The organism is Nonomuraea sp. NPDC049709 (assembly GCF_040674815.1).
Taxonomy (GTDB): Bacteria; Actinomycetota; Actinomycetes; order Streptosporangiales; family Streptosporangiaceae; genus Nonomuraea.
In genome coordinates, this window is record NZ_JBFANM010000071.1 from 22166 (window position 1) to 47472 (window position 25307).

Consider the following 25307-nt stretch of genomic DNA (forward strand, 5'->3'; position numbering starts at 1 on the left):
CCGGCCGACGTCCCAGCACCGGCTCACCGCATCAGGTCCCACTGACCCAACTGACCGCCGCTCCCCACCAGACCGGCTTTCCTCCAGCAGAGCGGCCCACCCTGACCGGACCAGGGTCACCGCGTCGGGCCCCACTGACCGACGCGGACCGGCCAACGTCACCGGACCGGCCGCCCGGCCCGGTTCCGTACGCCGCCGACCGTCTCCACTGCGGCGATCGCCCGTACCTGCTCGGCCAGGCCCAGCTCGGCGAGGGCGCGCATGGCGTTCGGCCAGAGCGCCAGCCCGGCCCCGATCTCAGTGAACCCGGCCGCCCGCTCCAGGACGGTGACCCGCCACCCGATCCGGTGCAACGCGATCGCCGCCGCCAGCCCACCGATCCCGCCACCGACCACGACCGCATCAGGCATGATCCGTCCCCGCAGACTGTTTTGAGCGTTCGCTTAAATCCAAACTAAGACGATTTAAGCGGGCGCTCAAGACAGGCCCCTGACCACCCACCTACACACCCCAAGGCAGCGGACCCACCCAGTAGCGGCGGCGGTGTCCGGAACGGTCTCGGCAGGGAGTCCGGACGCCGGGGTGAACGCCGATACCGCGCGCCCTGGGCGAGCAGCCCGGCCCAGGGCTGGGGCTGGCCCGGGCCAAGGTCCTGCTGCGGAATGTCGATGCGGTGGGCGAATTGTCGTGATATTTCCCCTCGTCAGTTCCGGAAGGCGGCGGCGTTCTCGGCGGCCCAGCGGGCGAACGTGCGCCCGGGACGTCCCGTGACCTGTTCCACGGTCGGCAGCACGACCGATCCCACCTCCGGCGGATCGACGCCGAGCCCGACCCCGAACTCGATCAGCTCCTCGCTCACCCCCGCCGCCCGCATCGAGGCGCGGTACCCCTCCTCGCTCAGCTCCTCGAACCGGATCTCCCGCCCGACGGCCTCGCCGATCAGCCGGACCCGCTCGGCCGGGGTCAGCGCCTCCGGCCCGGTCAGCGCGTACGCCTGCCCCGCGTGCCCGTCCTCGACCAGCGCCGCCACGGCCACGGCGGCGATGTCCGCCTCGTGCACCACGGCCCCGGGGTGGTTGCCGAGGACGCGCACCACGCCCTCCTCCCGCACGGAGGCCACCCAGTCGAGCGCGTTGGCCATGAACTCGACGCAGCGCAACTGCGTCCACCCCAGCTCACCCGCCCGCAGCGCCTCCTCCACCGACGTCTCGTCCCAGCTGCTCAGCACGCTGACGCGCGTCACGCCCGCCTTCGCCGCCAGCTCGACGAGCTCGGGGCCGGTCCGGAGCGGCGCGTAGTCGTCGCCGCCGAACGTGATCAGGTGCAGCCCCGTCACGCCCTCCAGCGCCGGGGCCAGCGTCTCCGGCACCGCCAGGTCGCCGCAGGCCACCTCGACCCCGGCGGGCAGCCCGGCCGCCGCCGGGTTCCTGGTCAAGGCACGTACGCGCGCGCCCCGCTCGACGAGCTGCGCCACCATCTGGCGGCCGACCGTCCCCGTGGCGCCGGTCACGAGAATCGTCATCCGTCTCTCCCTGTCCGTAGGTGTTTCCAGGTCTCGGACAGGAGGCGCTACACGGGGAATAGCACCCGCTAGGCGCCCGCCAGATAGCGCTGCAGCACCGGCCCGATGTCGCGTACGAGCGTCTCGACCTCGGCGTCCACCATCGGCGGGAACCGCAGGACGTACCGGGTCAGGGCCAGCCCCAGGAGCTGGGTGCTGGCCAGGCCGGCCCGGTACGCGGCGTCGTCGGCCCCGGTCGCGCGGGCCACGAACGCGGCGATCTGCTGCTCGAACACCTCACGCATGCGCTCGGCGGCCATGGGGTTCGTGCTGGCCGAGCGCAGCAGCAGGATCAGCACGTCGTCCGACAGATCGCCTTCCCAGCGCGCCAGGAAGTGGCGTACGAGCAGCTCGCCCAGCCGGTCCAGCGGCGGCCGCTCGACCTTGCCGAGCTGCAGGTCCACGTCCACGGCGGCGCTGAACAGCCCGGCCTTGCTGCCGTAGTAGCGCATGACCATCGACGGGTCCACGCCGACCAGCGACGCGACCGCCCGGATCGTCATGGCCTCGTAGCCCCGCTCGATGAGCAGCTTCCTGGCGGCGGCGAGAATGGAGGCCCGGGTCCCGGCGGATCTTTCGGTGAAAGGCATGACAACAAGTGTAGGCCAACACGCGTATGCATTCGGCCGGGCGACATTTCCCGGTAACAAGCCGATAACACCCTCTTTCCCTGCCCCATGTGACCGATCACACTCAAGCAGAATCTGTGACCGGTCACATCAGGAGGCCGTACTGTCATGTGGAGGAAGAATGCCTGGTCGGCGGCGGCTCTGGCGGCGGCGATCATCGTGACCAGCACCCTGCCCGCGACCCCCGCGCGGGCCGCGTCCCAGCTCGTCGTGGACCTCGCGACGCCGACCGGCCCGCTGCGCTACGGCGCCACCGGCTTCCTGTACGGGCTCGGCGACGAGGGCATCCCGAACGAGACCATGCTCGCCGCCCTCAAACCCCAGGTCACCGCCCAGAAGGCCCCCGACGGCCGGCAGCACCCGAACGGCGACGCGCTGAAGATCGCGCCCATGTTCAAGCGGGTCGGCGGCCGCGACATCCAGATCTACATGCAGGACATCTACAAGGAGTGGCCGTACGAGCGGCTCGGCCTGGCCGACTACCTGGCCAAGGTGGACACGATGACCAGGAAGGTCGTCGCCGACCCGTACCGGACCTCGTACGTCTACGTGCCCTTCAACGAGCCCGACCAGATCTGGTATGCCGGGAACCTGACCGCTTTCCTCAACGACTACAAGGCCGTCCACCAGCGCATCCGCTCCATCGACCCGGGCGCCCGCATCGCCGGCCCGAACTTCGCCTCCTACCGCTCGGCGGACCTGCGCGCGTTCCTGACGTTCGCCCGCGACAACGGCGTGCTGCCCGACGTCACCACCTGGCACGAGCTCGGGAACGACTTCTTCACCGGCTGGCACACCCACTACGCCGACTACCGGGCGATGGAGACGAGCCTCGGGATCGCGCCGCGCCCGATCACGATCAACGAGTACGGCCGCTCGTCCGGCGACCTGGGCGTGCCGGGGAATCTGGTGCAGTTCGTGGCCAGGTTCGAGAACAGCAAGGTCGACGGCTGCCTGGCGTACTGGACGACGGCCGGCGGGCTCAACGACCTGGTGACCAGGAACAACCAGGCGACCGGCGGGTGGTGGCTGTACAAGTGGTACGGCGAGCTGACCGGCACCACGGTCGCCGTGACCCCGCCCGCGCCCGGCGGTTCCCTGCAGGGTCTGGCCGCGTACGACCCGGCGCGGAAGCAGGCCCGGGTGATCTTCGGCGGCAACAACCCCGCCTCCGGCGTCTACGACACGAACCTCGTGGTCCGGGGCATCCCCGCCGCGCTGGGGAGCACGGTGCACGCCACGGTGTGGGGCGTGGACGACACCGGGCTGAACCCCTCCCCCGGCCCCTACCGGGTGACCGAGTCGGACTTCACGGCCGCCGGCGGGCAGATCACGATCCCGCTGACGGGGCTGAAGGGCTCCTCGGCGTACCACGTGATCGTGACGCCGGACAAGGACCTGTCGCCGGCGGGCTCCCGCTACGAGGCCGAGTACGCCGCCCTGTCCGGCTCGGCGCGCGTCACGTACGGGCCCAACACCGGCTACTCGGGCACGTCCTTCTCCGAGGGGTACGGCGCCAGCACCACCGCGAGCACGAACTTCGTGGTGACGGCGCCGAACGACGGCTACTACGACCTGGCCCTGAGGTACTCGGCGGGCCCGTACAACGGCGCCCCGGCCGCCCGATCGGTGCGGCTGCGGCTCAACGGCTCCGACCTCACCGACGTCGCCCTGCCCGGCACCGCCGACTGGAACACCTGGAACACGGTCACCACGAAGGTGTTCCTGACGGCCGGCATCAACCGCGTGGACGTCGGCGCGTACGCCACCGACGACCGCGACGCGGTCAACCTCGACTACCTCGAGGTCACCCCCGCGACCGGCACCATCACCTCCTACCAGGCCGAATCCACCGCCAACACGCTGGGCGGCACCGCCCGCGCGGCCGCCAACGCCGCCGCGTCGGGCGGCGGCTACGTGGGTTACATCGGCGCGGGCGCGGCCAACACCCTGCGCTTCAACAACGTCACCGTCCCGGCCGCCGGCCGCTACCGCATGGTCGTCACGTACGCCAACGGGGAGCTCGGCGAGGGCGCGACCAACTACAACACCAACATCGTCGACCGCTACGCCGACATCTCGGTCAACGGCGGCGCCGCCCGCCGGCACTACTTCCGCAACACGCTCGGCTGGTCGAACTACCGCACCACGGTCGTGGACGTGGTCCTGGCGGCGGGCGCGAACACGATCACGTTCGGCAACGCCTCCGCCGGCTACGCGCCGGACATCGACCGCATCCAGATCGCCGCACCCGTCGGTTGAGCACGGGGGGCCGGGCTACCACCCCTGCTTGGACATCCACTCCCGCACGTCCGCCGCGATGACGTGCGGGTGGTCCTCCGGGGTGTGGTGCCCGGCGACCTCCTCGTGCGCCACGATCTCGAGGGAGGCGATGGTGGCCGCGCACCAGGCGATGGTCTCCGGCGTCCACATCGTGCCGGGGCCGGGCCGGAAGTCGATCAGCAGCTTCGGCACCTCCACGCTGGCGGCCAGCCATCGGTCGTACGCCTCGATCCGGGCCACGACGTCGGCCGGCTCGCCGTCCAGCGGCATCGAGCGGGCCCAGCGCAGCAGCGGCAGCCGGCTCTCCCTGGTCGGGTACGGCCGCAGGTAGGCCGCCATGTCCGCTTCGGTCAGCGTCGGGACGGTGGCGGGCAGGCCCTCGCGGAGGAAGGCGTTGTCGTCCAGCATCATGGCCTCCCCGACGCCCTCGGTCTTGATGGCCCGGAACAGCTCGCGACCGCCTTCGGGGAACTCCTCCCAGGTCATCGGCTTGATGACGGCCTCGGTGAAGGCGATGCCGCGCACCCGGCCGGGATGGCGGGAGGCCCAGTCGAAGGCCAGCGCGCCGCCCCAGTCGTGGCCGACGAGCAGCACGTCGTCCAGGTCGAGGGCGTCGAACCAGGCGTCCAGGTAGCGGGCGTGGTCGGCGAAGGTGTACGCGACGGCGGGCTTGCCGGACTCCCCCATGCCGATCAGGTCGGGGGCCAGGCGGCGGCCCCGGCCGATGGCGGGCATGACGTCGCGCCACAGGTGGGAGGAGGTCGGGTTGCCGTGCAGGAGGACGATCGGCGCGCCTTCGCCGAGCTCCCGGTAGGACATCGTGGAGTCGAGCACGTTCTGGATGGGCATGTTCATGGTCCTTTTCCGATGTTGAGGTGCAGGGTCCGGTCCACCGCGATCTCGATCACGACCCGGCCGGGCGGATCGGGCGGCGGTGACAGGTAGCGCCGGGTGTAGCGGCGGGCGGCCTCGGCGATCCGGCGCGGATCGCGGGACACGGTGGCGGCGCCTTCGAGGGTGACCCAGCGGAAGCCCTCGACCTGGCAGAGCGCGGCCCGCCCGGGGGCGGCCAGGTTGCGGGCCTTGCGGGAGGCGGCGACGGTCAGCACGCGGGCCAGCCCCGCGTCGCGGTCCCAGGTGAAGCGGACGGCGACCACGTGCGGGGAGCCGTCGGGGCGCAGCGTGGTCAGGGTGGCCACGCGCGGCTCGGCGAGGAAGGACTCCGCCGGGCCCGGCAGTGCAGTGGTCGTCGTCATCGGAAGGCCGCGACGTTGCGGGCGGCCCAGTCGGCGAACGTGCGCGGGGCGCGGCCGAGGAGGCGCTCCACGTCCGGGCTGACCCGCCGCTCGGCGGCGGTGGGCGTGCCGAGGATGGCCAGGGTGCCCTCGACGACCGGCGCCGGCATGAACCGCGACATCTGCGCGCGGGCCTCCTCCTCGGTCTGCTCGACGAAGCGCACCTCCGTCCCGAGGGCGCCGCCGATGGCCGCGGCCCGCCGGCGCGGGGTGACCGGCTCGGGGCCGGTGAGCTCGTACGTACGCCCGCCGTGCCCGTCCTGACGCAGCACCGCGGCCGCGACCTCGGCGATGTCGGCCGGGTCGATGACCGGCAGGGCGACGTCCCCGAACGGGGCGGCGGCCGTGCGGTGGGCGCGGATGGGCTCGGCCCAGGCCAGGGCGTTGGAGTCGAAGCCGCCCGGGCGCAGGATCGTCCACTCCAGCCCCGATTCGCGCACGGCCTGCTCGAAGGCGACCGGGTGCCCGTACGCGTGCGGCCTGGTGCCGGCGCCCTGGGAGGAGAGCAGGACGACGCGGCGGATCCCGCCCGCCACGGCTTCGCCCAGGACGGCGCGCGGGTCCTCACCGGCGACGAGCAGGAACAACGCATCGGCGCCGTCGAGGGCGGGCTTCAGGCTCGCGGGCTCGGCCAGGTCGCCGGCGCTGTGCCGGACGCCCTCGGGGAAGGAGACGGTCCGGCGGGAAAGCGCGGTCACCCGCTCGCCCGCGGCGGCGAGCAGCCTCACCAGCTCGCCGCCGACCTGACCGGTGGCACCCGTGACTACGATCATGGATTCGCTCCCATGGAGTTAGTTAGTTGACTGACTTAGTTCGGGACCATAGCGGGCCGAGGGCGGGCCTGTCTATAGTGAGTCAGGTGACTAACTCAACACGGGCGGGGAAGCGGGAACGGCTGGCCGGCGCCGCCGTACGAGTGCTGCACGAGCAGGGGGTGGAGAAGACGACGCTCGCCGACATCGCGCGTGCGGCCGACGTCCCGGTGGGCAACGTCTACTACTACTTCAAGACCAAGGACCAGCTCATCGAGGCGGCCATCGAGGCGCACGGCCGCCACCTCGAGACCATGATCGACACATTGGAGCGGCTCCCCACCCCGCCGGAGCGGCTCAAGGCGCTGCTGCACGGCTGGATCGAGGAGCGCGACCTCACCGCCCAGTTCGGCTGCCCGACCGGCACCCTCGCCTCCGAGCTGGACAAGCGCGACGACGGCCTGGACCGCGCGATCGCCAAGGTCATGGGAGGGCTCCTGGGCTGGATCGAGAGCCAGTTCCGGGCCATGGGGCGGGACGACGCCCGGGAGCTGGCGGTCGCGCTGATGGCCGCGTACCAGGGCGTCGCGCTGCTGACCAACACCTTCCGCGACCCCGGCCTCATGGCCATGGAGGGCCGCCGCCTGGAGCGCTGGATCGACTCCCTGGCGTGAGCCCCGCGGGCCTCCCGCGCAGCGCAGGCACGGGAGACCCCGTCAGAGGCGCCCGGGACGCTTCGGCGGCGGTCGCGGGCGCCGCGGGGGTGCCGCGCCCCGCCGCGAACGCCCACCTGCGCACGAACGCCAGGCCGTGGCCACGGTGACGCCGGCGGGCCGGTTGCTGACGCGCATGTGATTCCCCCTTCGTGCCTGTCGTGCGGAGCCCAGCCAAGCCATGCGATCGGGGTGTCCAACAGGGGTCGCGGACGGACTCGGCCGGGCTCGGACGGCGGCCGTCGCGGCTCGGAAATTCTCGGACACGAAGAGTCATCGTTCGTACACTGTGAATCACGATCAGGTGCGGCGAGAGGGCAGGGTCCGGGACGATGGGCGTGGACGCGGAAGGGTGCGAGGGCCTCCAGGTCGCCGGGGAACCGCCCGCGCCCGGCCTGGAGTCGGTGACCCGGCACGAGGACCTGGTGAGGCTGCTGGCCGAGGAGTTCGCGCGGGCCGACGTGTCGCTGCGGGAGCTGGAGGGGCGGGCGGACAAGGCGGGCGGCACCCGGCTGCCGCGGGCCACCTGCGCGGACATGCTGGCCGGTCGCCGTTTCCCGAAGAAGGCGGTGATGGTGGCGTTCCTGCGCGCGTGCCGCGTGCCCGAGCAGCGGCTCCCGGCGTGGGAGCAGGCCTGGGAGCGGGTACGCATCGCGCGCCTGCCCGCCCTGACCGGGCAGGCCACCGCGCCCGGGCGACCCACCACGACCGGGGCCTCGACCGTGGCGGCGCAGCTCGCCGCACTTCCCCACCAGACGGCCCCCGCCCCCAACCCCGGGCCGGGCCGGCGTCGGATGCTCGTGGTCGCGATGCTCGCCTCGCTCGCGGCCGCGTCGCTGGGCGTGCTGGCCGGCTTCTGGTTGCCGGGTCGCGGCACGTCCGAACCCCCTCGGGGCCGTACCGTCGCCGACGACGGCCGGGCGTTCGGCCAGGGCGGGTCGAGCCGGTTCACCGTGACCGTCGATCCGGCCAACACCGGCGTACGCCTCATCCGCCGCCTCGACGCCGGCATCGGCATGCAGCGCGCCACCATCACCGTGAACGGGGTCCCCGCCGGCGGTTGGCAGCCGCTGCACGTGGAGCGCGTCTACCGGTGGAAGGACCAGAGCGCCGACATCCCGCCGTCCCTGACCGCGGGCCGTCGCTCGCTGACCGTCGTCAACACGTTCGTCTCCTCCTACCAGGACTTCAACGAGTTCCTGTACGTCGTCAGGCAGAAGGTCAACGGCGTCTGGTCGACCGCCGACACCGTCGACGTCGGTCCCGAGCACGCGGCGAGCGAGAGCGCCCACGGCTACCGCATCACCGGACCGCAGACCTTCGCCGGTGTCCAGGAGTTCGCCTACCCGCCCGCCCTGTCGGGTTTGACGGCTGCGGCGAGGGCCGGTAACGTCCCCCTCCCCTAGCGACGCCTTCGGAGCTGCGGGTGGGGGCACACCCACCAGCTCTCTGGAGGCTTTCGTGCCCAGTGATCCCCCGTTCCGGCGCCGCGACTTCCGGCTCCTGCTTCTCGGCCAGACCACCAGCCAGTTGGGCGCCCAGGTCAGCGCGGTCGCGATCCCGCTGCTCGCGGTGGTGACCCTGCAGGCGTCCCCGATGCAGCTCGGGCTCGTCACGGCTTCGGGAACGGTCGCGTTCGCGCTGATCGGGCTGCCCGCCGGCGCCTGGATCGACCGGTGCCGCCGCCGGCCCGTCCTCGTCGCCGCCGACCTGGCCCGCGCCGTCCTCCTGGCAACGATCCCGCTCTCGGCGCTCCTCGGGACGCCGACCCTCGCCCAGCTCGTGCTGGTCTCGCTGCTGACCGGCGTGGCCAGGGTCTTCTTCGACGTCGGCTACCAGAGCTACCTGCCGTCCGTGGTCGGCAGAGCGGAACTGCTCGCCGGGAACTCGGCCATGGAGACCGTACGCGCCGGGGGCCAGCTCGTCGGGCCGGGCCTGGGCGGCTGGGCCACCACGCTGCTCGGCGCCGCGAACGTCGTGCTGATCCAGGCCGTGACGTTCGCGGTGTCGGCCGTGTCGCTGCTGGCGATCAGGACGCGCGAGCCGGCCGCGCCGAGCCGTACGGACGGGGTCCGGCTCGGGACGCAGATCCGGGACGGCCTGGCGTTCGTCGGGCGGACCCGGCTCCTTCGCGCCCTCCTGCTCACCAGCGCGGCCTGCAACTTCTCGTTCGCGATGGCCTCGGCGGTCTCCTTCATCTTCATGGTCCGCACGATCGGCCTGCCGCCCACGGTGATCGGGATCGTGCTCGCGCTCGGCTCGGTCACCGTCATGATCGGCGCGGCCCTCACGCCCCGCCTGGCCCGGCGCTTCGGCTCCGCCCGGATCATCTGGCTGTCCCTGGCCGTGACCGGCCCGGTCACGCTGCTCGGCCCCCTGGCGGGACCCGGGTGGGGGGCCGGCCTGCTCGTGGTGGGCACGGCGGCCGGCGAGCTGGGCCAGATCGTGTACGCGGTCACCAGCGTCAGCCTGCGCCAGCACCTGTGCCCCGGGCACCTGCTCGGCCGGGTCAACGCCACGATGCGCTGCTTCATGATGGGCCTGTTCCCGCTCGGCGCGCTGCTCGGGGGGATGCTCGGCGAGGTGGCGGGGCCGCGGGCGACCCTGTGGGCGGCCGGGGCGATCATCGTCCTGTCGCCGCTGCCGGTCCATGTGGCGCTGCGCGGCGTCCGCGACGTCGAGGACGTACCACCATGGAGAGCCGACCGAGGGTAATTGTACGATAACTAAGTGTGAGCACTAAAGAGACAGAGATGACCATTACATCCGCTCTGTTCGTTCTCGGGGAGCGGCTGGGTGAGCGGCCCACCACCACTCCGGAGATCCCGCACCAGCAGCTCGACCAGATCGCCCCGGTGGAGCTGCAGGAGGAGCTGTGGCGGCGCATGTCCGGGCTGGACCACGTACGCACCGGTCCCAGCGTCGTCTCGCTGCCCGAGACGCGCGCGCTGCACATGGAGCCGGCGCACGCGTTCGGGCCGGGCTCGGCGTTCGTCCGCGACAGCACCGAGTTCGCGCACCTGCACGGCCGCTTCGACGGGAGCCTGCACGCGCTCCTGCCCGAGGCCGACGCGGCCGAGGCCGTCGAGAAGGGGTGGGCCGAGCTGCACCCGATCGTGCACGAGGGCCGCTGCCCGCCGACCCTCGTCCTGCTGTACGGGCCGCGCGACGAGGACGAGCTGGAGACGGTGTGGGAGCTGGTGCGCCGCAGCCACGCCTTCGCCTCCGGCCAGATCCTCTGACCGGAGGCTTCGGGCGGGCGCGCCCCCGCCCCGCCGGGTCTACGCGAGGACGGGGAAGTTGGCGCGCAGCACGCCGTGCGGGTCGCGGGCCCGCTTGATGTCCCGCAGCCGGGTGAGGTCCGGCTCGGGGAAGGCGGCCGCGGCCCGGTCCCCGCCGCCCAGCATCGTGTACGGCTTGCGCCCGCTCACCAGCGACCCGAGCTGCTCGGCCAACGCCCCCTGCCGCTCGCTCACGGCCGCGGCCATCTCCGGGTTGAACGCGCCGCCGAGCAGGTAGGCCAGGTACGGCTCGCTCATGGGACCGCTCGGCCCCGCGTCCGGCCGGGCGGCGGCCAGCGCCCCGCCCAGGTGCCTGACCTGCACGGCGACCAGCGGCTCCATCGGCGTGTCCAGCAGGGCCTCCGCCGCCGCGTCGTCCAGGCCGGTGAGCAGCTCGGTGCGGGAGCGTACGGGCGCCGGGTCGGTGGGCTCGGCGGTGATGTCGCCGAGGTCGGCCACGGCCATCGGCCCGCGCTTGTCGGCGATCACATCGTCGATCTTGTCCAGCCGGGCGAGCAGCGCGCGCCCCTCGCCCTCCTCGCCGAGGAAGGCGGCGTCCACGGTGACCATGGCCGGCGCCTGGGGGAACTGCACCCGGTTGAACCATACGGACAGCTCGCCCGGTGCCTCGGCGGTGATCTCGCGGAAGGCCTCGAACACCTCGCGGGCGCGGTGGCCCGGCCACATCATGCGCCCCCCGTACAGGGCGGGCGCGGGATACAGCTCGAACTCGATCGCCGTGACCAGCGCGAAGTCGCCACCGCCGCCGCGCAGCGCCCAGAACAGGTCCGGGTCCGACCCGGCGGTCACCGTGGCCGGCTCGCCGTCGGCGCCCACCACGTCGAACAAGCGCACGCTGTCGGCCGCGAAGCCGTGCCTGCGGCCGAACCAGCTCAGGCCGCCGCCGAGGGTGTAGCCGGCCACGCCGACGGCGGGGTTGCTCCCGGCCAGGCCGGTCAGGCCGAGGGGCCCGGCCTGCGTCAGCACCTCGCCCCACTTCACCCCGGCGCCCACCCGGGCCACCCGCTCCTCGCGGCGGACCTCGACGCCGCCCAGCAGCCCGGTACGCAGCAGGACGACCCCGTCGGTGTCGCCCGAGGCGCCGTGGCCGGTCGGCTGGGCGCTCACCGTCAGCCCGGCCTTGTTCGCGTACCGCACCAGGGCCGCCACGTCATCGGCGTCCGTGGCCGCCACGACGGCGGCCACGGGCTGGCGTACCGACAGGTTCCACGCCGTGGCCGCCTGCTCGAACCCGTCGTCGCCGGGCACCAGGACCCTGCCCTCGACCGCGCCGCGCAGATCGGTGTTCGTCATGTCTCTCTCAGCTCCCATGTCGTCTTCAAACCCCGGGGGTCCGGGTTCGCCGATATGACGGACGCGGGAGACGAAACGTGACGGGAACCCGGGGAAGTTTCCGCGCCGCGTTTTGGCATCCGGCCGCTGATCAGGCATATTCCCTCGGATGGAACGTGATCAGATCAGCGGCGTCGCCCACGGGGACCATCCCGTCTCCGCGCCCATCAGCGAGAGCAGCCTCGAACGCCTGCTCGGCCGGGCGAAGCTGCCGCCGCGGGCCCGCATCCTCGACCTCGGCTGCGGCGAGGCGGCGTGGCTGACGCGGGCACTGGCGCTCTGTCCGGACGCGACGGCCGACGGGGTGGACGTCTCCGAGCGGGCCCTGGCCCGCGCCGCGGAGGAGGCGGAGCGCCGCGGCGTCTCGGACCGGCTCCGGCTGCACCGGATGCCGGCCGCCGACTTCACCTCCGGCGCGGCCTCAGAGCCGTCCTCCGAGCCGGCCTCCGAGACGGCCTCCGCCGGGACGTACGACCTGGTGCTGTCCGTCGGCGCCACGCACGCCTTCGGCGGGCTCGCGCCGACCCTGCGTGCCGTACGCGGCCACCTGCGCCCGCCCTCGGGGCTCGCCCTGGTCGGCGAGGGCTTCTGGGAGCGGCCGCCCGCGCCCGAGCTCCTCGCCCGGCTGGACGCCGAGCCCGGCGAGCTCGCCGACCTGGCCGGCACGGTGGAGCGCATGGAGAGCGCCGGCTTCGCCACCGTCTACGGCCACACCAGCACCCTCGACGAGTGGGACGAGTACGAGTGGTCCTGGACCGGCACCCTGACCCGCTGGGCGCTCGCCCACCCCGGTCCGGACGGCGACGCGGCCCTGGCCGCCGCTCGTGACCATCGCGACCTGTGGCTCAACGGCTACCGCGGCGTGCTGGGCTTCGTCACGCTCCTCCTCCGCCGATCCGACACCGCCGCCGGGAGCTGAGCGGGACTCGGAAGGCGGCCCTGTGAACGGTCACCAGGTGACGTGGAGGGCGGCGGGGCCGAGGTCGACCCCGTCGCGTACCCATTCGACGTCCTCGACCGAACCCGCGAGGCGCAGGCCGGGCAGCCGCCGGGCCAGCGCACCGAGCGCGGCGGCCAGTTCGAGGCGGGCCAGCGGCGCGCCGAGGCAGTAGTGCATGCCGTGGCCGAACACCAGGGACGGGCTCGACCGCCGCTCCGGCTGGAAGGTGTCGGGGGCGGCGAAGTGGCGGGGGTCGCGGTGGGCGGCTTCGAGCCGTACCAGCACCAGGTCACCGGCGGCGATCGCGGCCCCGGCCAGGTCGAGGCCGGTCTGCGCGTACCGGGGGAAGGGCTCGCCGGTCAGCCCGGCCTGCATGCGCAGGACCTCCTCGACGGTCGCGCCGAGCTGCTCCGGGGTGGCGCCGGCCAGGCCGGCCAGCCGTCCTTCGGTGAGGAGCCGGAGGGCGGCGGTGGACATGGCGTTGCGGGCCGACAGGTAGCCGGCGGAGACGATGGTGGCGGTCATGGCGACGAGCTCGCCGTCGCTGAGCCGCCCGTCCTCGGCGTCCCGTACGGCGATGAGCGAGCTGAGCAGGTCGTCCCCGGGAGCCTCGCGCCTGGCCTCGACCAGCGTGGCCGCGTACGCCGCCAGCTCCTCCCATCCCCGCGCGGCCCGGGCCACTTCCTCCTCGGTCCCGAACACGAAGTCGGCCCCGCTCGCCGCGTCCGCCACGGCCCGGAACCGGTCGCGGTCGCCGAGCTCCACGCCGAGCAGCTCACCGATCACCGTGATCGACAGCGGCGCGGCCAGCCCCGCCACCAGCTCGGCGGTCGGCCCGGCCGCGGCCAGCGCCGCGACGTGCTCGTCCGCCAGCCGCTCAGCACGACCGCGCAGCGCCTCGACGCCGCGCGGGCTGAACGCCTTCGACACCAGCCGCCGGAGCCGCGCGTGCGCCGCACCGTCCTGGAACAGCGTGTCGTTGCCGGGGTACGCGGTGCCGGGCGGGGCGAGCCCGAACCGGCGGTCGGACAGGACGGTCGTGACGGCGTCGTAGGAGGTGACGAGCCAGGCGGGGCGGCCGTCCGGGGTTCGTACCCGGGCGACGGGTGCGGTCTCGCGGAGCCGGGCGTACTCGGGAGGGGGTGAGAGGGGGCCGGGACGGTCGAACGGCAGGGTCATCGAGGTACACGCCTTTCCGGTGGTCAGGTGCTGCCTGCCACCAGTCAAGACGTTGACGTCGCGTCAAGGTCAAGCCGAGGCCGGCCCGGTCTCGCGGGCGCCGATATTCGGTTGTGGGGCGTCAGGCGCATCGCCGATGATGGCGACCATGGCCACGACACGACGAGCCGACATGTTCACCGCGGACGGCAAGCCATCCGACGACGATCCGCGTGAGCACGGGCCCACGCTGGGCGACGAGCGCGCCACGCTGGCCGAATCCCTGCGCTGTGCACGACTGACCTTGGAGATGAAGTGCGCGGGTCTCGATGCGGAGGCCATGGCGCGGCGGTCGGTCGAGCCGTCGACGATGTCGCTCCTGGGGCTGGTGCGGCACCTGGCCGAGGTGGAGCGGGCGACGTTCCGGGTGCTGATGGCGGGCCAGGACGTGCCCAAGCTCTACTGCTCCGACACCAACCGTGACGGTGATTTCGACGGCGCCGTTCCCGACCCTCAGGTGGTGGCGGAGGCGTGGGAGGCCTGGCGGGCTGAGGTGGACTTCTCCACGCGGTTCGTGGCCGAGGCGCCCAGTCTCGACATCACCGCCGACGATCCCCTGAATCTGCACGGCAGCGGTGGCGGGTCGATGTCGCTGCGCGAGGCGCTGGTCGGAATGGTCTGGGAGTACGGCCGGCACATGGGCCACGTCGACCTGTTGCGCGAGCGGATCGACGGACGCGTAGGTCAGTGACGACCGGAGGGTGAAGCGCGCCGGATGCGCAGAAATACTCACTGCATTTTCCCGTGAAAAAGGGGCCCGCCGATCAATTATCGGCGGGCCCCTTTTTTCAGCGGATCAGCGCTTCTTGTGGCAGTGCCACTTGTAGGAGTAGTGGTAGTGGCCCTTCTTGTGGTAGTGGCCCTTCCACCAGTGGCCGGCCTTGTACCACTTCTTGTACCAGTGCTTGTGCCAGTAGTAGCCCTGGGGGCAGCCGGTGGTCTCACTCATGGTGGTGGTGCCGGCGGTGGCGCTCGCCTGGGCAGGAGCGGCAGTGGCAAGACCCGTAAGGGCCAAGGAAGCGGCGAGGACACCGCTTGCCAGGAGCTTACGCATGATCTCTTCCTTCCGTGAGAGTGATTCCCACGATAGGAAGACGACTAATTCGGCTCCAGGTAATAGTACGCGCTCGGCGAAGCGCATTCGTGTCGATCAAAAGGTCGCCTTACCGAATCGGCGCGGCCGGAAATTCGGCGGCCACGATCGTCGCCGCGAGTGCCATTCGATGGTCCTTCGTCCACGGCGGCCCCAGTGCCGCCCGCGGGCCGTGGAGCGTCTCGGCCGCCCGCTCGGCCAGGATTCCGGCCGCCCGCGCCTCGACGTCCTTGGCGTCATAGAAGTGGACGGCCCAACCCCGCGCGTGTGCGAGCACGGCCAGGATCTGGCGGTACATGACAGAGTCCGCCCGGGCTTCGTACGGTGTGCGGCGCTGGACGGCGATGTCGTCCGGGAAGTCGAGCGGCCAGGCCCGGAGCGAGAGCGAGACGATCGGTCCGGGCAGCGCGGAGGCCAGGTCGTCCAGCGAGGCGGCGGTCGCCCGGAACGCCGAGGCCCGCACCCGGGCCACCAGTTCCGCGGCCGCGGCGTCGTCGAGGGGTTTGCCTTCGTGGTGGATGGGGGCCGCCGGCATGCCGGGCTCGATCAGGTCGATCCGCCGGCGGTCCACCACCCGGTGGCCGGACGACGCCGTGACGGCCACGGCCCAGCCGAAATGATGGGCGATCCCCACGCGCATGGCTCCGATTATGCTCCCGCCCGCACGGGCAGGGCGCCGGCGATGTACGCCGGCGAAAATCCCTTTGCGGGCCGGCGCGGCCACCTGCGAGGATCCCGTCCCTGTGAGGATTCCAGCCGACTCCGAGATCCCCGACGGCGCCGTCGCCGTCCCGGCGGTCGTCACCGCGCTGGCGCGGGGCGACGCCATCACTCCCGTGTGGCGCAACGAGCTGGGCGGGCTGACGTTCCGCCTCGACGACACGCGCGGCGGCGGGAGAGGGGCGCGCTACGTCAAGTGGGTCGCCGCGGGCACTCCGGAGATCGACCTGGCCGCCGAGGCGGAGCGGCTGGCCTGGGCGGCACGGTGGGTACGCGTGCCGTCGGTGCTGGAACACGGCGCGGACGGCGCGGGCGCGTGGCTGGTGACCGAGGCGGTGCCCGGGGTGCCGGCGGTGGACCGGCGCTGGGCCGCCGACCCGGTCGTCGCGGCGACCGCGATCGGCCGGGGGCTGCGCCTGCTGCACGACTCCCTGCCCGTCGCGGAGTGCCCGTTCGACTGGGGCGTGCCGCGGCGGCTGCCGCGCGCCGACGAGCGCATCGCCGACGGTGAGGGGCCGGCCGACTGGGCCCCTGAGCACCAGCGGCTCACTCTCGCCGAAGCCCGGGCGCGGCTGGACGCGCCGCCGCCGATCGACCGGCTGGTGGTCTGCCACGGCGACCCGTGCGTGCCGAACACGCTGCTGCACGACGACGGCACGGTCGCGGCGCATGTGGATCTCGGCTCGCTCGGCGTCGCCGACCGGTGGGCGGACCTCGCCGTGGGGGCGTGGAGCGCGGAGCAGGACTACGGGCCGGGGTGCGACAGCTGGGTGTACGAGGGCTACGGCATCGAGCCCGACCAGGAGCGCATCGCCTACTACCGGCTGCTGTGGGATCTCGCCTAGCTCCCGGCCCGCTCCGCGGCCACGAGTTCCCGCACGGCCGGGGCGACCTCCTGGCCGAACGTGCGGATGGTGGCCGGGTCGTCGCCCATGACGACGTAGCCGGAGAAGCCGTACTCCAGGGTGAGCGCCGCGAGCTGCTCGGCCCACTGCTCGGGCGGGCCGGACAGGAGCCGGTCGCTGCGCGGCCCGAAGCGGCCGCCGATGTTGAGCAGGCGGCGGACTGCGGCGGGGTCGCGCCCGGCCTCGGTCGCGGCCGCGTCGATGACCGCGTTGGCCTCGGCGAGCTGGTCGAGGCTCTGCATGTACGGCAGTGAGGGCAGCCAGCCGTCCGCCTTGGCGCCGACGAGGCGGAGCATCTTCGGCTTGTACGCCCCCAGCCAGATCCCGATGTCGTGCGCCGGGGCGGGACCGCGCTTGGCGCCCTCGACCCGGTAGTACGCACCGTCCACCCGGAAGATCGATTTGTTGCCCGCGTCCCAGACGCCGCGGATGATGTCGATGGCCTCGCTCAGCGCGTCCACCGCCTGCCCCGGGGTCAGCCGGCGCCCACCCATGGCCTCGATCGCGTCCCAGAAGCCGCCCGCGCCGAGGCCCAGCTCGAACCGGCCCCCGCTCAGCAGGTCGAGGCTGGCCGCGGCCCTGGCCAGCACGGCCGGCGGGCGGAGGGGGAGGTTGACGACGTTCCCCGACAGGTGGATGCGCTCGGTCCGCGCGGCGACGTAGGACAGCAGCGTCCAGGTGTCGAGGAAGGCCGACTGGTACGGATGGTCCTGGAAGGTCACCAGGTCCAGCCCCGCGGCCTCGGACTCCTGTGCCAGCGAGACCACCTCCTTCGGCGCGGCGTTCGCCGGCGTGATGAAGGACCCGAACAGCAGGTCGTGTCCGTAGTCAGGCATGTGCCCTCCTCCTCCGCCCTAGGGGCAGATGTGTTGTCGCTCAGACAATCTCGACATCAGACGAGTGGCACAACAGCATGTTGCACGTGGGCATTCCACGCGCCTGCAACTGGTGAGGGGCCGGCCGACGCCGTCCTGTACCCGGGGATGACAGATTGTTTCCTCCTGGAGTCGGATGTTCTCGCGGGCGATCCGGTCCATGATCGAATGACCGAGGATTGGACGAGACATGCGAAGAACTGTCCTGACCATCAGCCTCTTAGGCACGCTCACCGCGCCCCTGGTGCCGCTGACCCCGGCCGCCGCCACCGCGGCAGTGGAGACGATCTCGTGGGCGCCCTGCGCGGAGGACCCCACGGCCGAGTGCGGCACGCTGACCGTTCCCATCGACTACGCCAAGCCCGGCGGCGAGACGTTCGAGCTCGCGCTGGCCCGCCGCAAGGCCACCGGCCCGGCCGCCCGCATCGGCTCCCTCGTGATCAACCCGGGCGGCCCCGGCGGCTCCGGCGTCCAGGCCGTGCTGGACGACTGGCTCAGCCTCACGCCCGAGCTCACGAGCCGGTTCGACGTGGTCGGCTTCGACCCGCGCGGCGTGGGGCTCAGCCACCCGATCCAGTGCTCGCTGGACCTCGCCGTCCAGGCGCCCGACCTGCTGTCCATCAAGAGCCAGGCCGACTTCGAGGCGCTGCTGGCCTACAACGAGCGCTACCGGCAGGACTGCCGGCAGCGCACCGGTCCGCTGTTCGACCACGTGCACACCGGCAACGTCGTACGCGACCTCGACGCCCTGCGCGCCGCGCTCGGCGACGACAAGCTCACCTACTACGGCGTCTCGTACGGCACCCTGATCGGCCAGCTGTACGCCGAGCGCTACCCCCGCCGCGTGCGCGCCCTCGCGCTCGACAGCAACATGGACCACAGCCTCGGCACGACGGCCTTCCTCGACACCGAGTCGTGGGCCGCCCAGGACTCCTTCGCGGAGTTCGTCGCCTGGTGCGACCGGACCGCCTCGTGTGCGCTGCACGGCCGGGACGTCCGGGCGCTGTGGCGGGACCTGCTGGCCCGGGCCGACCGGGGCGAGCTGGAGTTCCCGGGTGCTCCCGGGGTCAAGCTGAGCAGGCTGAACCTCATCCAGCAGGCGTTCGGCGCCTTCTACGGCCCGGCGTTCAAGGAGCTGGCCGAGTTCCTCGACGCCCTGGACAGCGGCGCGCGGGCGGCGCGGGCGATCCTGACGCCCCCGGCCGCCACGGCGGACGAGGTGATCAACGACGCCACCCAGGTGTTCTGCGAGGACTACCTGCTGCCCATCCGCGACTACCGGGACTACGCGCGGCACCTGCGCAGGTCGGCGGCCATCGCGCCGGACATGCTCATCAGCGGCGCGGGCCACCCGATCACGGTCGCCTGCCTCGGCACGCCCGCCCCGGTCCCGAACCCGCAGCACCGCCTGCGCGTGTCCGGCACGCCCCCGCTGCTGCTCGGCAACGCCCTGCACGATCCCGCCACGGCCTACCCGTGGGCGGTCAACGCGGCGCGCCAGATCGGGCGCGAGGCGCGGCTGCTCACGTACGAGGGGTGGGGACACGGCATCTACGGGCGCGGCGAGTGCCCGACCGGCGCCATCGACGGCTACCTGACCTCGCTCACCGCGCCGGACAGGGGCGCGAGGTGCCCGGCGGTGCCGCCCGCCGAGCTGAGCCCGCTGCGGGCCCGCCCGTTCCCGGGGCCGGTGCCCGGGATGCCCGGCTGGACGTACGCGCTGTCGTAAGGGGATCGGGGGCCTCCGCGAGGCCCCCGATCAGCAGTGGTTAAGTGAAGCCGAACAGGCCCGCCGCGCCGGCCGCGCACAGTCCCGACCCGTTCAGGGACCACCATCACCAGACCGCTCTCCCCCGAGGTCAGCGCGGCCACGACCCGGTCGACGTCCGCCGCCCGCTCGATCCAGCCGTCCGCACCGGGAACCGCCCCCGTCTGTGTCACGTATGTCCCCCTCCGCCTCGTTTCCCGGATCAACGGTCCGGGGCCCGGGCAAGTTCATGGAGATGTTTCACAAAACGTTGAAGCGTGACGGTACGGCTGCCGACCGCGACTAACGTGGCCTCCCATGCACCAACCCCCGCAGAACGCCCCCTATCCGGCTCCCGTGGTGATCGACGTCGGCGCCGACGCCAAGGTCAAGGCGCTGGCCGGCGGCTCGGTCGCGGGCGTGATCGGGCTCCTCTCGATCTTCTCGGCGCTGACCGGGCAGGTCACCGGCGGGACGGGCACCGCGGTCGTGGTCGCGGTCCTGGGGCTGGTCTTCCTGTTCATCGGCCTGCTGCCGGTCATCGCCTGGAAGAAGATCGGCCGGCCGCGCAGGCTGGTCCTCGACGCCTTCGGGGTGCGCTGGGACGACCCGCAGGGCCGGCCGTGGGCCGTGGCGTGGGCGGAGCTGTCCGGGGTGGGCATCTCGCGTACGCGGCAGCGCCGGGTCAAGCCCGCCGACTACCTTCTCCGCAAGACGATGGTCCGGCTCGACCTGTTCCCCGCCGACCAGGGCTTCCGCGCCCGCCATCGGGACATGGAGCACCTGTGGGAGTTCCACACGGTCGAGAACGGCTACCGGCTGCCGCTCGGCTCGAACCCCAAGTACATCCCGGTCATCGAGCACGCGATGCGGCAGCACCGGCCCGGGGCGTACCTGGGGGTGAAGGACGAGGGGTTCATGGTGGGCCTGGTCTGAGGTCGGCCTGCCCGGCCATGGGCGCGACGAGGCCCGTCTCGTAGGCGAGCACGACCGCCTGGGCGCGGTCGCGCAGGGCGAGCTTGGCGAAGATGCGGGCGACGTGCGTCTTCACGGTGGCCTCGCTGAGGGTCAGCGCGTAGGCCAGTTCGGCGTTCGACAGGCCCTTGCCCATGAGCGTCAGCACCTCCAGCTCGCGCGGCGTCAGGGCGGCGAGGTCGCTGTGGAGGGCGGGGGACGGCGGGCCGGGGGAACGGTCGGCGGCGGCGAAGCGCTCGACGAGGCGGCGGGTGATCGAGGGGGCCAGGAGCGCGTCGCCGGTGTTGACCAGGCGTACGGCGGCGGCCAGGTGCTCGGGGGTGACGTCCTTGAGGAGGAAGCCGCTGGCGCCGAGGGTGAGGGCGGCGTAGACGTACCGGTCGAGGTCGAACGTGGTCAGCATGATCACCCGGCGGCGCGGGTCGTGGGCGAGGACGCGGCGGGCCGCCTCCAGGCCGTCCATGCCGGGCATGCGGATGTCCATCAGCACCACGTCCGGTGCGAGCCTGGCCGCCTCCGCCACCGCCTCCGCCCCGTCGGCGGCCTCGCCGACCACGTCGAGGCCGCGCGCGGTCAGGATGAGGCGGAAGCCCACCCGGACGAGCTCCTGGTCGTCGGCGATCAGCACCCGGGGTCCCGCCCCCTCCCGCCCCCCGGCCGTCTCCGGCCTGCCTTCGGTCCCCTCCATCCGGCCCTCAGCCCCCTCCGCCCGATGCCCACCGGCCTCCGACCGGCCCTCGGCCGCCTCCATCCAGTGCCCGCCCCTCTTTGGGCGGCCCTCCACCGCCTCCGTCCGGCTCCTGGGCGCGTCCGCGCCGGTCATGGGCGCTCCAGCGGGATCCGGGCGCGTACGCGGTACCCTCCGCCGAGTCGCCGGCGCGCGTCGAGGTCGCCGCCGTAGACGGCGACCCGCTCCCGCAGTCCCAGCAGCCCGCGCCCCGCCCCGCGCGCCGACCGCTCAGCGCCCGACCGCTCGGCGTCGCCTATCCGCTCGGCGTCGCCCGGGCGCTCACCGGAGGCGCCCGCTCGCCGGGCGGCGCCCGTGAGCACGCTGGGCCCGGTGTTGAGCACCTCCACCCGCAGGTACTGGTCGGTGTAACGCACGCTCACCTCCGCCCGCGCCCCGCCCACCCCGTGCCTGAGCGCGTTCGTCAGCGCCTCCTGGACGATCCGGTACGCGGTCACGTCGATCCCGGCCGGCACCGGGCGGGGCTCCCCCGAGACCCGCACCTCCACCGGCAGCCCGGCGAACGCGATCCGGTCCGCCAGCGCCCCGAGCTGGCCCAGCCCCGGCTGCGGCGCCAGGTCCGCCGGGTCGCCGTCGCCGGAGCCGTCCTGCGCCGGCGCCAGCAGGCCCAGCAGGTGCCGCAGCTCGGTCATGGCGTCGCGGCCGGCCGACTCGACGGCCTTGAGCGCGGTCTCGGCCTCGCCCGGCATCGTGGGCAGGACCTCACGGGCGGCCCCCGCCTGCACCACCATGAGGCTCACGTTGTGGCTGACGATGTCGTGCAGCTCCGCCGCGATCCGGGCGCGCTCGGCGTCCACGGCCGCGCGGGCCGCCCGTGCGCGCTCCCGGTCCAGCAGCCGGCCCTGCTCCCCCAGCGCCGCCCGGTAACGCCGCCGCGTCCGTACGAGCGCCACCGCCAGCCACCCCGCGGTGCCGCACGCGAGCGCCAGAGCGGCGATCAGCCATTCCCACACCGGACAATCCTCGCCTGCGCCGCCCACGATCCGCATCCTCCCGGGGCCCTACATCCACGGGATGACGGCCGCCCCCGGTTACATCCAGGGCGGGATGCCCGCGCGGCGGTCCGGAACCTAGGTTCTGACCATGAACTCTCACCACGACCCCGGCGGGCGGCTCGTCGTGCGGCTGGAGGACGTCCACAAGGAGTACGGGGCGGCCAGGGCCCTGGACGGCGTGTCGCTGGCGGTCCACGCCGGGGAGGCGGTCGCCGTGATGGGGCCGTCGGGGTGCGGCAAGTCCACGCTGCTCAACATGATCGCCGGCCTCGACCGTCCGACGCGGGGCACGGTCGAGGTGGACGGCCAGGACCTGAGCACGCTGAACGAGACCGGGCTCGCGCTGTTCCGCCGCCGCCGGATCGGGATGATCTTCCAGTTCTTCAACCTCATCGAGGACCTGCCGGCGCTGGACAACGCCGCCCTGGCCGCCCAGCTCGCCGGGACGCCCGCGCGGCAGGCGCGTGACCGGGCGCTGGAGCTGTTCGAGGAGCTGGGCATCGCCCAGCGGAAGGACTCCTACCCGGCGGCGCTGAGCGGCGGCGAACGGCAGCGCGTCGCCGTGGCCAGGGCGCTGATGAACCGGCCAGCGCTGTTACTCGCCGACGAGCCGACCGGGGCGCTGGACAGCCGCTCCGGCGAGCAGGTGATGGACCTGCTGATCGACCTCAACCAGATCGGCCAGACGCTGCTGATCGTCACGCACGACCCGGAGCTGGCCGGCCGCTGCGCCGGCCGCCTGGTCGAGCTCGCCGACGGGCGGGTGGCCGCCCGGCAGAGCCTGCGGCTGGAGGGAACCTCATGAGCGCGGCGCGCAAGCCTGGACTCGCGGGGCCGGTTCTCGCAGCGGTGGGGCCGGTGTGGCGGGCCGCGCGGGGGGCGGTGCGGCGGCGGAGGGTGCAGACGGTCGTGCTCGGGATCGTGGTGTTCTGCTCGACCGTGACCATCGTGGTCGCGCTGGGCCTGCTGGAGAGCGTGTCGGCGCCGTTCGAGCGGGTGTTCGCGGCCCAGCGTGGCGCCCACGTGGTGGCGGCGTACGACGCGGGGAAGGTCTCGGCGGCCCAGCTGGCGGGCGGTGCTCGGGCGGCGGGGGTCAAGGCCGTGGCGGGGCCGTTCGCGCAGGCCGCCGTCACGATCCCGGACTCGTTCGAGCACCTGCCGCCCGGCCCGCTCTCGGTCACCGGCCGCGCGGCCCCCGGCGGGCCGGTGGACCGGGTGGACCTCTGGACCGGCCGCTGGCCGGCCCGCCCCGGGGAGATCGTGCTGAGCCGGCCGCCCAACTCCCACTTCTCGTTCCTGCTCGGGGTGACGTTCACCGTGCGGGAGGGCTCGACGTTCACCGTCGTCGGGCTGGCCGGCAGCGTGAGCAGGAGCGGCGAGTCGTGGGTCACCCCGGAGCAGGCCGCCGCCCTGCGCCCGGGCATCCTCCAGATGCTCTACCGCCTGGACGGCGCGGCCACCGACGCCGAGGTCCGGCGCGGGACGGCCGCGATCACCGCGGGTCTGCCGGCCGGCGCGCTGTTGGGCACGCAGTCGTACCTGACGGTGAAGCGCGACGCCAATCGCATGGCCTCGACCTATCTGCCGTTCCTGACCGGGTTCGGCGTTCTCGGCCTCGTGGTGGCGGTGCTGATCGTGGCGAACGTGGTGAGCGGGGCGGTCGTGGCCGGGTTCCGGCACATCGGGGTGCTCAAGGCCCTCGGCTTCACGCCGAACCAGGTCGTCGCCGTCTACCTGACGATGGTGCTGGTCCCGGCGATGGCGGGCGGTGCGCTCGGGACCTTGGCGGGCGGGCTGGCCGCGCGGCCGCTGCTGGACGACGTCGGGGCCGGGACGTTCAGCGTCGCGGTCAGCCCCTGGGTGTACGCGGCCACGCTCGCCGGCATGCCGGCCGTCGTCATGCTCGCCGCGCTGGTGCCCGCGCTGCGCGCGCGCCGGGTGACGGCCGCCGTGGCGATCAGCGCGGCCGGCGCGAGCCGGTCCGGGAGGGGGCGGCGGGTGCAGCGGCTGCTGTCCGGCGCCCGGCTGCCGCGGGCGGTCAGCCTGGGGCTGGGGCTGCCGTTCGCGCGGCCGGGCCGTACCGCGCTCACGCTGGCGGCCGTCGTGCTCGGCGCGGCCACGGTGACGCTGGCGACCGGCCTGTCCACCACGATGACCGCGTACGGCCAGGCCGCCCAGCGCGTCGGGTACGTGCACACCATCGTCCAGACCGGCCAGGCCCGCCAGCGCGAGACGCCGCCCCGGCACGACGACGCCGTGATCGAGGCGCTGCTGCGCGCCCTGCCGGGGGCGGTGCACGTGACCGCCGACGCGTGGATCGACCTGCACCTCACCGGCTACCCGGAGCCCATCATGGGCCGGTTCCTGCGCGGGGACTCCGCGACGCTGGGCGAGACGCTCGTCGAGGGGCGCTGGCTGAGCGGCCCCGGGGAGGTGGTGGCGCCCTCGGCGTTCCTGGGCAAGCACGGCCTGGCGGTGGGCGACCGGGTCTCCCTGTCCCTGGGCCGCGGGCGCGCGGAGGCGACCGTCGTCGGCGTCACGATGGACGGCTCCGCCGACCTCATCCAGGCAGACTGGCAGACGCTGACCGCGCTCGCGCCCACCCAGAAGGCCACCCAGTACGAGGTCCGCCTGGCCCCGGGAACGTCGGTCGAGTCCTACAACGCCGCTGTCAGGGCGGCGGACCCCGGCCTCTACCCGGTGGCCAAGAGCCGGACCGACGAGACCACCGTGGCCGTCATCGGCTTCGCGTCCGTGCTCACCCTGCTGCTGGGCACGGTCTCCGCGCTGGGCGTGCTCAACACCGTCGTGCTCGACACCCGGGAGCGGCGGCGCGACATCGGCATGCTGAAGTCCATCGGGATGACGCCCCGCCAGGTCACCGTGATGATGGTGACGTCGATGGCGGCCCTGGGGGTGGCGGGCGGGCTGCTCGGCGTGCCGATCGGCGTCGCCGCGCACCGCCTGGTCGTCCCCGCCATGGCCGACGCGGCGGGCGTCACGCTGCCGGCGTTCATGGTCGATGTCTGGCACTTGCCGATGCTCACGCTGCTCGCCCTGGCGGGGGTGGTGATCGCGGTGCTGGGGGCGTACGTGCCCGCCCGGTCGGCGGCCCGGCTCACCATCGCCACCGTGCTGCACAACGAGTGACGGCGGCGTTCCCGGGGTGGACGGGGCAGATCGGGCGGTGGAGGCTGATCTCACGGACCGTCTGCGAGACTCCG

General features: G+C 73.3%; 25 protein-coding genes. 12 read left to right on the forward strand and 13 right to left on the reverse strand.

Annotation, left to right across the window (positions count from 1 at the left end; all coding sequences use genetic code 11):
• Positions 1–158 precede the first annotated feature (158 nt).
• The 3 genes from AB0J69_RS47125 to AB0J69_RS47135 all read right to left on the reverse strand — a co-directional run bounded on the left by AB0J69_RS47125 (position 159) and on the right by AB0J69_RS47135 (position 2151).
• Positions 159–410, reverse strand: a complete 252-nt coding sequence (locus AB0J69_RS47125) for an FAD-dependent oxidoreductase (RefSeq protein ID WP_364132232.1) — start codon at positions 408–410, stop codon at positions 159–161.
• Between the two features lie 293 nt (positions 411–703).
• Positions 704–1522: an NmrA family NAD(P)-binding protein gene (locus AB0J69_RS47130; RefSeq protein ID WP_364132234.1), complete on the reverse strand. Its 819-nt coding sequence runs from the start codon at positions 1520–1522 to the stop codon at positions 704–706.
• 68 nt (positions 1523–1590) lie between these two features.
• The gene (locus AB0J69_RS47135; RefSeq protein WP_364132235.1) at positions 1591–2151 is read right to left on the reverse strand and encodes a TetR family transcriptional regulator; all 561 of its coding nucleotides are present in this window, start codon (positions 2149–2151) and stop codon (positions 1591–1593) included.
• A gap of 147 nt (positions 2152–2298) precedes the next feature.
• On the opposite strand from AB0J69_RS47135, the gene AB0J69_RS47140 reads away from it, so the two are divergent.
• A complete protein-coding gene (locus AB0J69_RS47140; protein WP_364132237.1) occupies positions 2299–4452 on the forward strand; it encodes a CBM35 domain-containing protein in 2154 nt (717 codons plus the stop codon).
• A gap of 15 nt (positions 4453–4467) precedes the next feature.
• On the opposite strand, the gene AB0J69_RS47145 is transcribed toward AB0J69_RS47140, so the two are convergent.
• The 3 genes from AB0J69_RS47145 to AB0J69_RS47155 are packed head-to-tail and all read right to left on the reverse strand — an operon-like array spanning position 4468 to position 6541.
• The gene (locus AB0J69_RS47145; RefSeq protein ID WP_364132238.1) at positions 4468–5322 is read right to left on the reverse strand and encodes a haloalkane dehalogenase; all 855 of its coding nucleotides are present in this window, start codon (positions 5320–5322) and stop codon (positions 4468–4470) included.
• 2 nt (positions 5323–5324) lie between these two features.
• A complete protein-coding gene (locus tag AB0J69_RS47150) occupies positions 5325–5729 on the reverse strand; it encodes a TIGR03618 family F420-dependent PPOX class oxidoreductase (RefSeq protein WP_364132240.1) in 405 nt (134 codons plus the stop codon).
• Complete coding sequence (locus AB0J69_RS47155; RefSeq protein ID WP_364132241.1) at positions 5726–6541, reverse strand: NAD(P)H-binding protein; 816 nt, start codon at positions 6539–6541, stop codon at positions 5726–5728. The genes AB0J69_RS47150 and AB0J69_RS47155 overlap by 4 nt, the downstream gene beginning before the upstream one ends.
• 86 nt (positions 6542–6627) lie before the next feature.
• Here AB0J69_RS47155 and AB0J69_RS47160 point away from each other — a divergent pair, with 86 nt between their 5' ends.
• The 4 genes from AB0J69_RS47160 to AB0J69_RS47175 all read left to right on the forward strand — a co-directional run bounded on the left by AB0J69_RS47160 (position 6628) and on the right by AB0J69_RS47175 (position 10475).
• On the forward strand, positions 6628–7194 hold the full coding sequence (locus AB0J69_RS47160; protein WP_364132243.1) for a TetR/AcrR family transcriptional regulator: 567 nt from the start codon (positions 6628–6630) through the stop codon (positions 7192–7194).
• Between the two features lie 371 nt (positions 7195–7565).
• Positions 7566–8639 carry a hypothetical protein gene (locus AB0J69_RS47165; RefSeq protein WP_364132244.1) on the forward strand — a complete coding sequence of 358 codons (1074 nt, stop codon included), beginning with the start codon at positions 7566–7568 and terminating at the stop codon, positions 8637–8639.
• A 55-nt stretch (positions 8640–8694) separates the two neighbouring features.
• Positions 8695–9948 carry an MFS transporter gene (locus AB0J69_RS47170; RefSeq protein ID WP_364132246.1) on the forward strand — a complete coding sequence of 418 codons (1254 nt, stop codon included), beginning with the start codon at positions 8695–8697 and terminating at the stop codon, positions 9946–9948.
• Positions 9949–9986: 38 nt separating this feature from the next.
• On the forward strand, positions 9987–10475 hold the full coding sequence (locus AB0J69_RS47175) for a luciferase family protein (protein ID WP_364132247.1): 489 nt from the start codon (positions 9987–9989) through the stop codon (positions 10473–10475).
• 39 nt (positions 10476–10514) lie between these two features.
• Here the strand turns inward: AB0J69_RS47175 and AB0J69_RS47180 are convergent, their stop codons facing one another.
• Complete coding sequence (locus tag AB0J69_RS47180; protein ID WP_364132249.1) at positions 10515–11828, reverse strand: FAD-binding oxidoreductase; 1314 nt, start codon at positions 11826–11828, stop codon at positions 10515–10517.
• A 148-nt stretch (positions 11829–11976) separates the two neighbouring features.
• On the opposite strand from AB0J69_RS47180, the gene AB0J69_RS47185 reads away from it, so the two are divergent.
• Entirely contained in the window at positions 11977–12786 is an 810-nt protein-coding gene (locus AB0J69_RS47185) for a class I SAM-dependent methyltransferase (protein ID WP_364132250.1), read from the forward strand.
• 30 nt (positions 12787–12816) lie between these two features.
• On the opposite strand, the gene AB0J69_RS47190 is transcribed toward AB0J69_RS47185, so the two are convergent.
• Positions 12817–13986 carry a cytochrome P450 gene (locus AB0J69_RS47190; RefSeq protein WP_364132252.1) on the reverse strand — a complete coding sequence of 390 codons (1170 nt, stop codon included), beginning with the start codon at positions 13984–13986 and terminating at the stop codon, positions 12817–12819.
• Between the two features lie 148 nt (positions 13987–14134).
• Between AB0J69_RS47190 and AB0J69_RS47195 the strand changes: the two genes are divergently transcribed.
• Positions 14135–14716 (forward strand): DinB family protein, encoded by a 582-nt coding sequence (locus AB0J69_RS47195; protein ID WP_364132254.1) that lies wholly within the window; start codon positions 14135–14137, stop codon positions 14714–14716.
• A 105-nt stretch (positions 14717–14821) separates the two neighbouring features.
• On the opposite strand, the gene AB0J69_RS47200 is transcribed toward AB0J69_RS47195, so the two are convergent.
• Positions 14822–15079, reverse strand: a complete 258-nt coding sequence (locus AB0J69_RS47200; RefSeq protein ID WP_364132255.1) for a hypothetical protein — start codon at positions 15077–15079, stop codon at positions 14822–14824.
• Between the two features lie 109 nt (positions 15080–15188).
• The gene (locus AB0J69_RS47205) at positions 15189–15758 is read right to left on the reverse strand and encodes a hypothetical protein (protein WP_364132256.1); all 570 of its coding nucleotides are present in this window, start codon (positions 15756–15758) and stop codon (positions 15189–15191) included.
• Positions 15759–15861: 103 nt separating this feature from the next.
• Between AB0J69_RS47205 and AB0J69_RS47210 the strand changes: the two genes are divergently transcribed.
• The gene (locus AB0J69_RS47210) at positions 15862–16683 is read left to right on the forward strand and encodes an aminoglycoside 3'-phosphotransferase (protein WP_364132257.1); all 822 of its coding nucleotides are present in this window, start codon (positions 15862–15864) and stop codon (positions 16681–16683) included.
• On the opposite strand, the gene AB0J69_RS47215 is transcribed toward AB0J69_RS47210, so the two are convergent.
• Positions 16680–17579: an LLM class flavin-dependent oxidoreductase gene (locus AB0J69_RS47215; protein ID WP_364132258.1), complete on the reverse strand. Its 900-nt coding sequence runs from the start codon at positions 17577–17579 to the stop codon at positions 16680–16682. The genes AB0J69_RS47210 and AB0J69_RS47215 overlap by 4 nt on opposite strands.
• A 229-nt stretch (positions 17580–17808) precedes the next feature.
• Between AB0J69_RS47215 and AB0J69_RS47220 the strand changes: the two genes are divergently transcribed.
• Together AB0J69_RS47220 and AB0J69_RS47225 are read left to right on the forward strand one after the other, a co-directional pair.
• Positions 17809–19347 carry an alpha/beta hydrolase gene (locus AB0J69_RS47220; RefSeq protein ID WP_364132260.1) on the forward strand — a complete coding sequence of 513 codons (1539 nt, stop codon included), beginning with the start codon at positions 17809–17811 and terminating at the stop codon, positions 19345–19347.
• A gap of 336 nt (positions 19348–19683) precedes the next feature.
• Complete coding sequence (locus AB0J69_RS47225) at positions 19684–20301, forward strand: hypothetical protein (protein WP_364132261.1); 618 nt, start codon at positions 19684–19686, stop codon at positions 20299–20301.
• On the opposite strand, the gene AB0J69_RS47230 is transcribed toward AB0J69_RS47225, so the two are convergent.
• Complete coding sequence (locus AB0J69_RS47230) at positions 20282–21163, reverse strand: response regulator transcription factor (RefSeq protein ID WP_364132263.1); 882 nt, start codon at positions 21161–21163, stop codon at positions 20282–20284. The genes AB0J69_RS47225 and AB0J69_RS47230 overlap by 20 nt on opposite strands.
• Positions 21160–22041 (reverse strand): histidine kinase, encoded by an 882-nt coding sequence (locus tag AB0J69_RS47235; protein ID WP_364132265.1) that lies wholly within the window; start codon positions 22039–22041, stop codon positions 21160–21162. Before AB0J69_RS47235 ends, AB0J69_RS47230 begins: the two co-directional genes overlap by 4 nt.
• A gap of 130 nt (positions 22042–22171) precedes the next feature.
• Here AB0J69_RS47235 and AB0J69_RS47240 point away from each other — a divergent pair, with 130 nt between their 5' ends.
• Together AB0J69_RS47240 and AB0J69_RS47245 are read left to right on the forward strand one after the other, a co-directional pair.
• Positions 22172–22888, forward strand: a complete 717-nt coding sequence (locus AB0J69_RS47240; RefSeq protein WP_364132267.1) for an ABC transporter ATP-binding protein — start codon at positions 22172–22174, stop codon at positions 22886–22888.
• A complete protein-coding gene (locus tag AB0J69_RS47245) occupies positions 22885–25233 on the forward strand; it encodes an ABC transporter permease (RefSeq protein ID WP_364132269.1) in 2349 nt (782 codons plus the stop codon). Before AB0J69_RS47240 ends, AB0J69_RS47245 begins: the two co-directional genes overlap by 4 nt.
• The last annotated feature ends 74 nt before the right edge of the window (positions 25234–25307 follow it).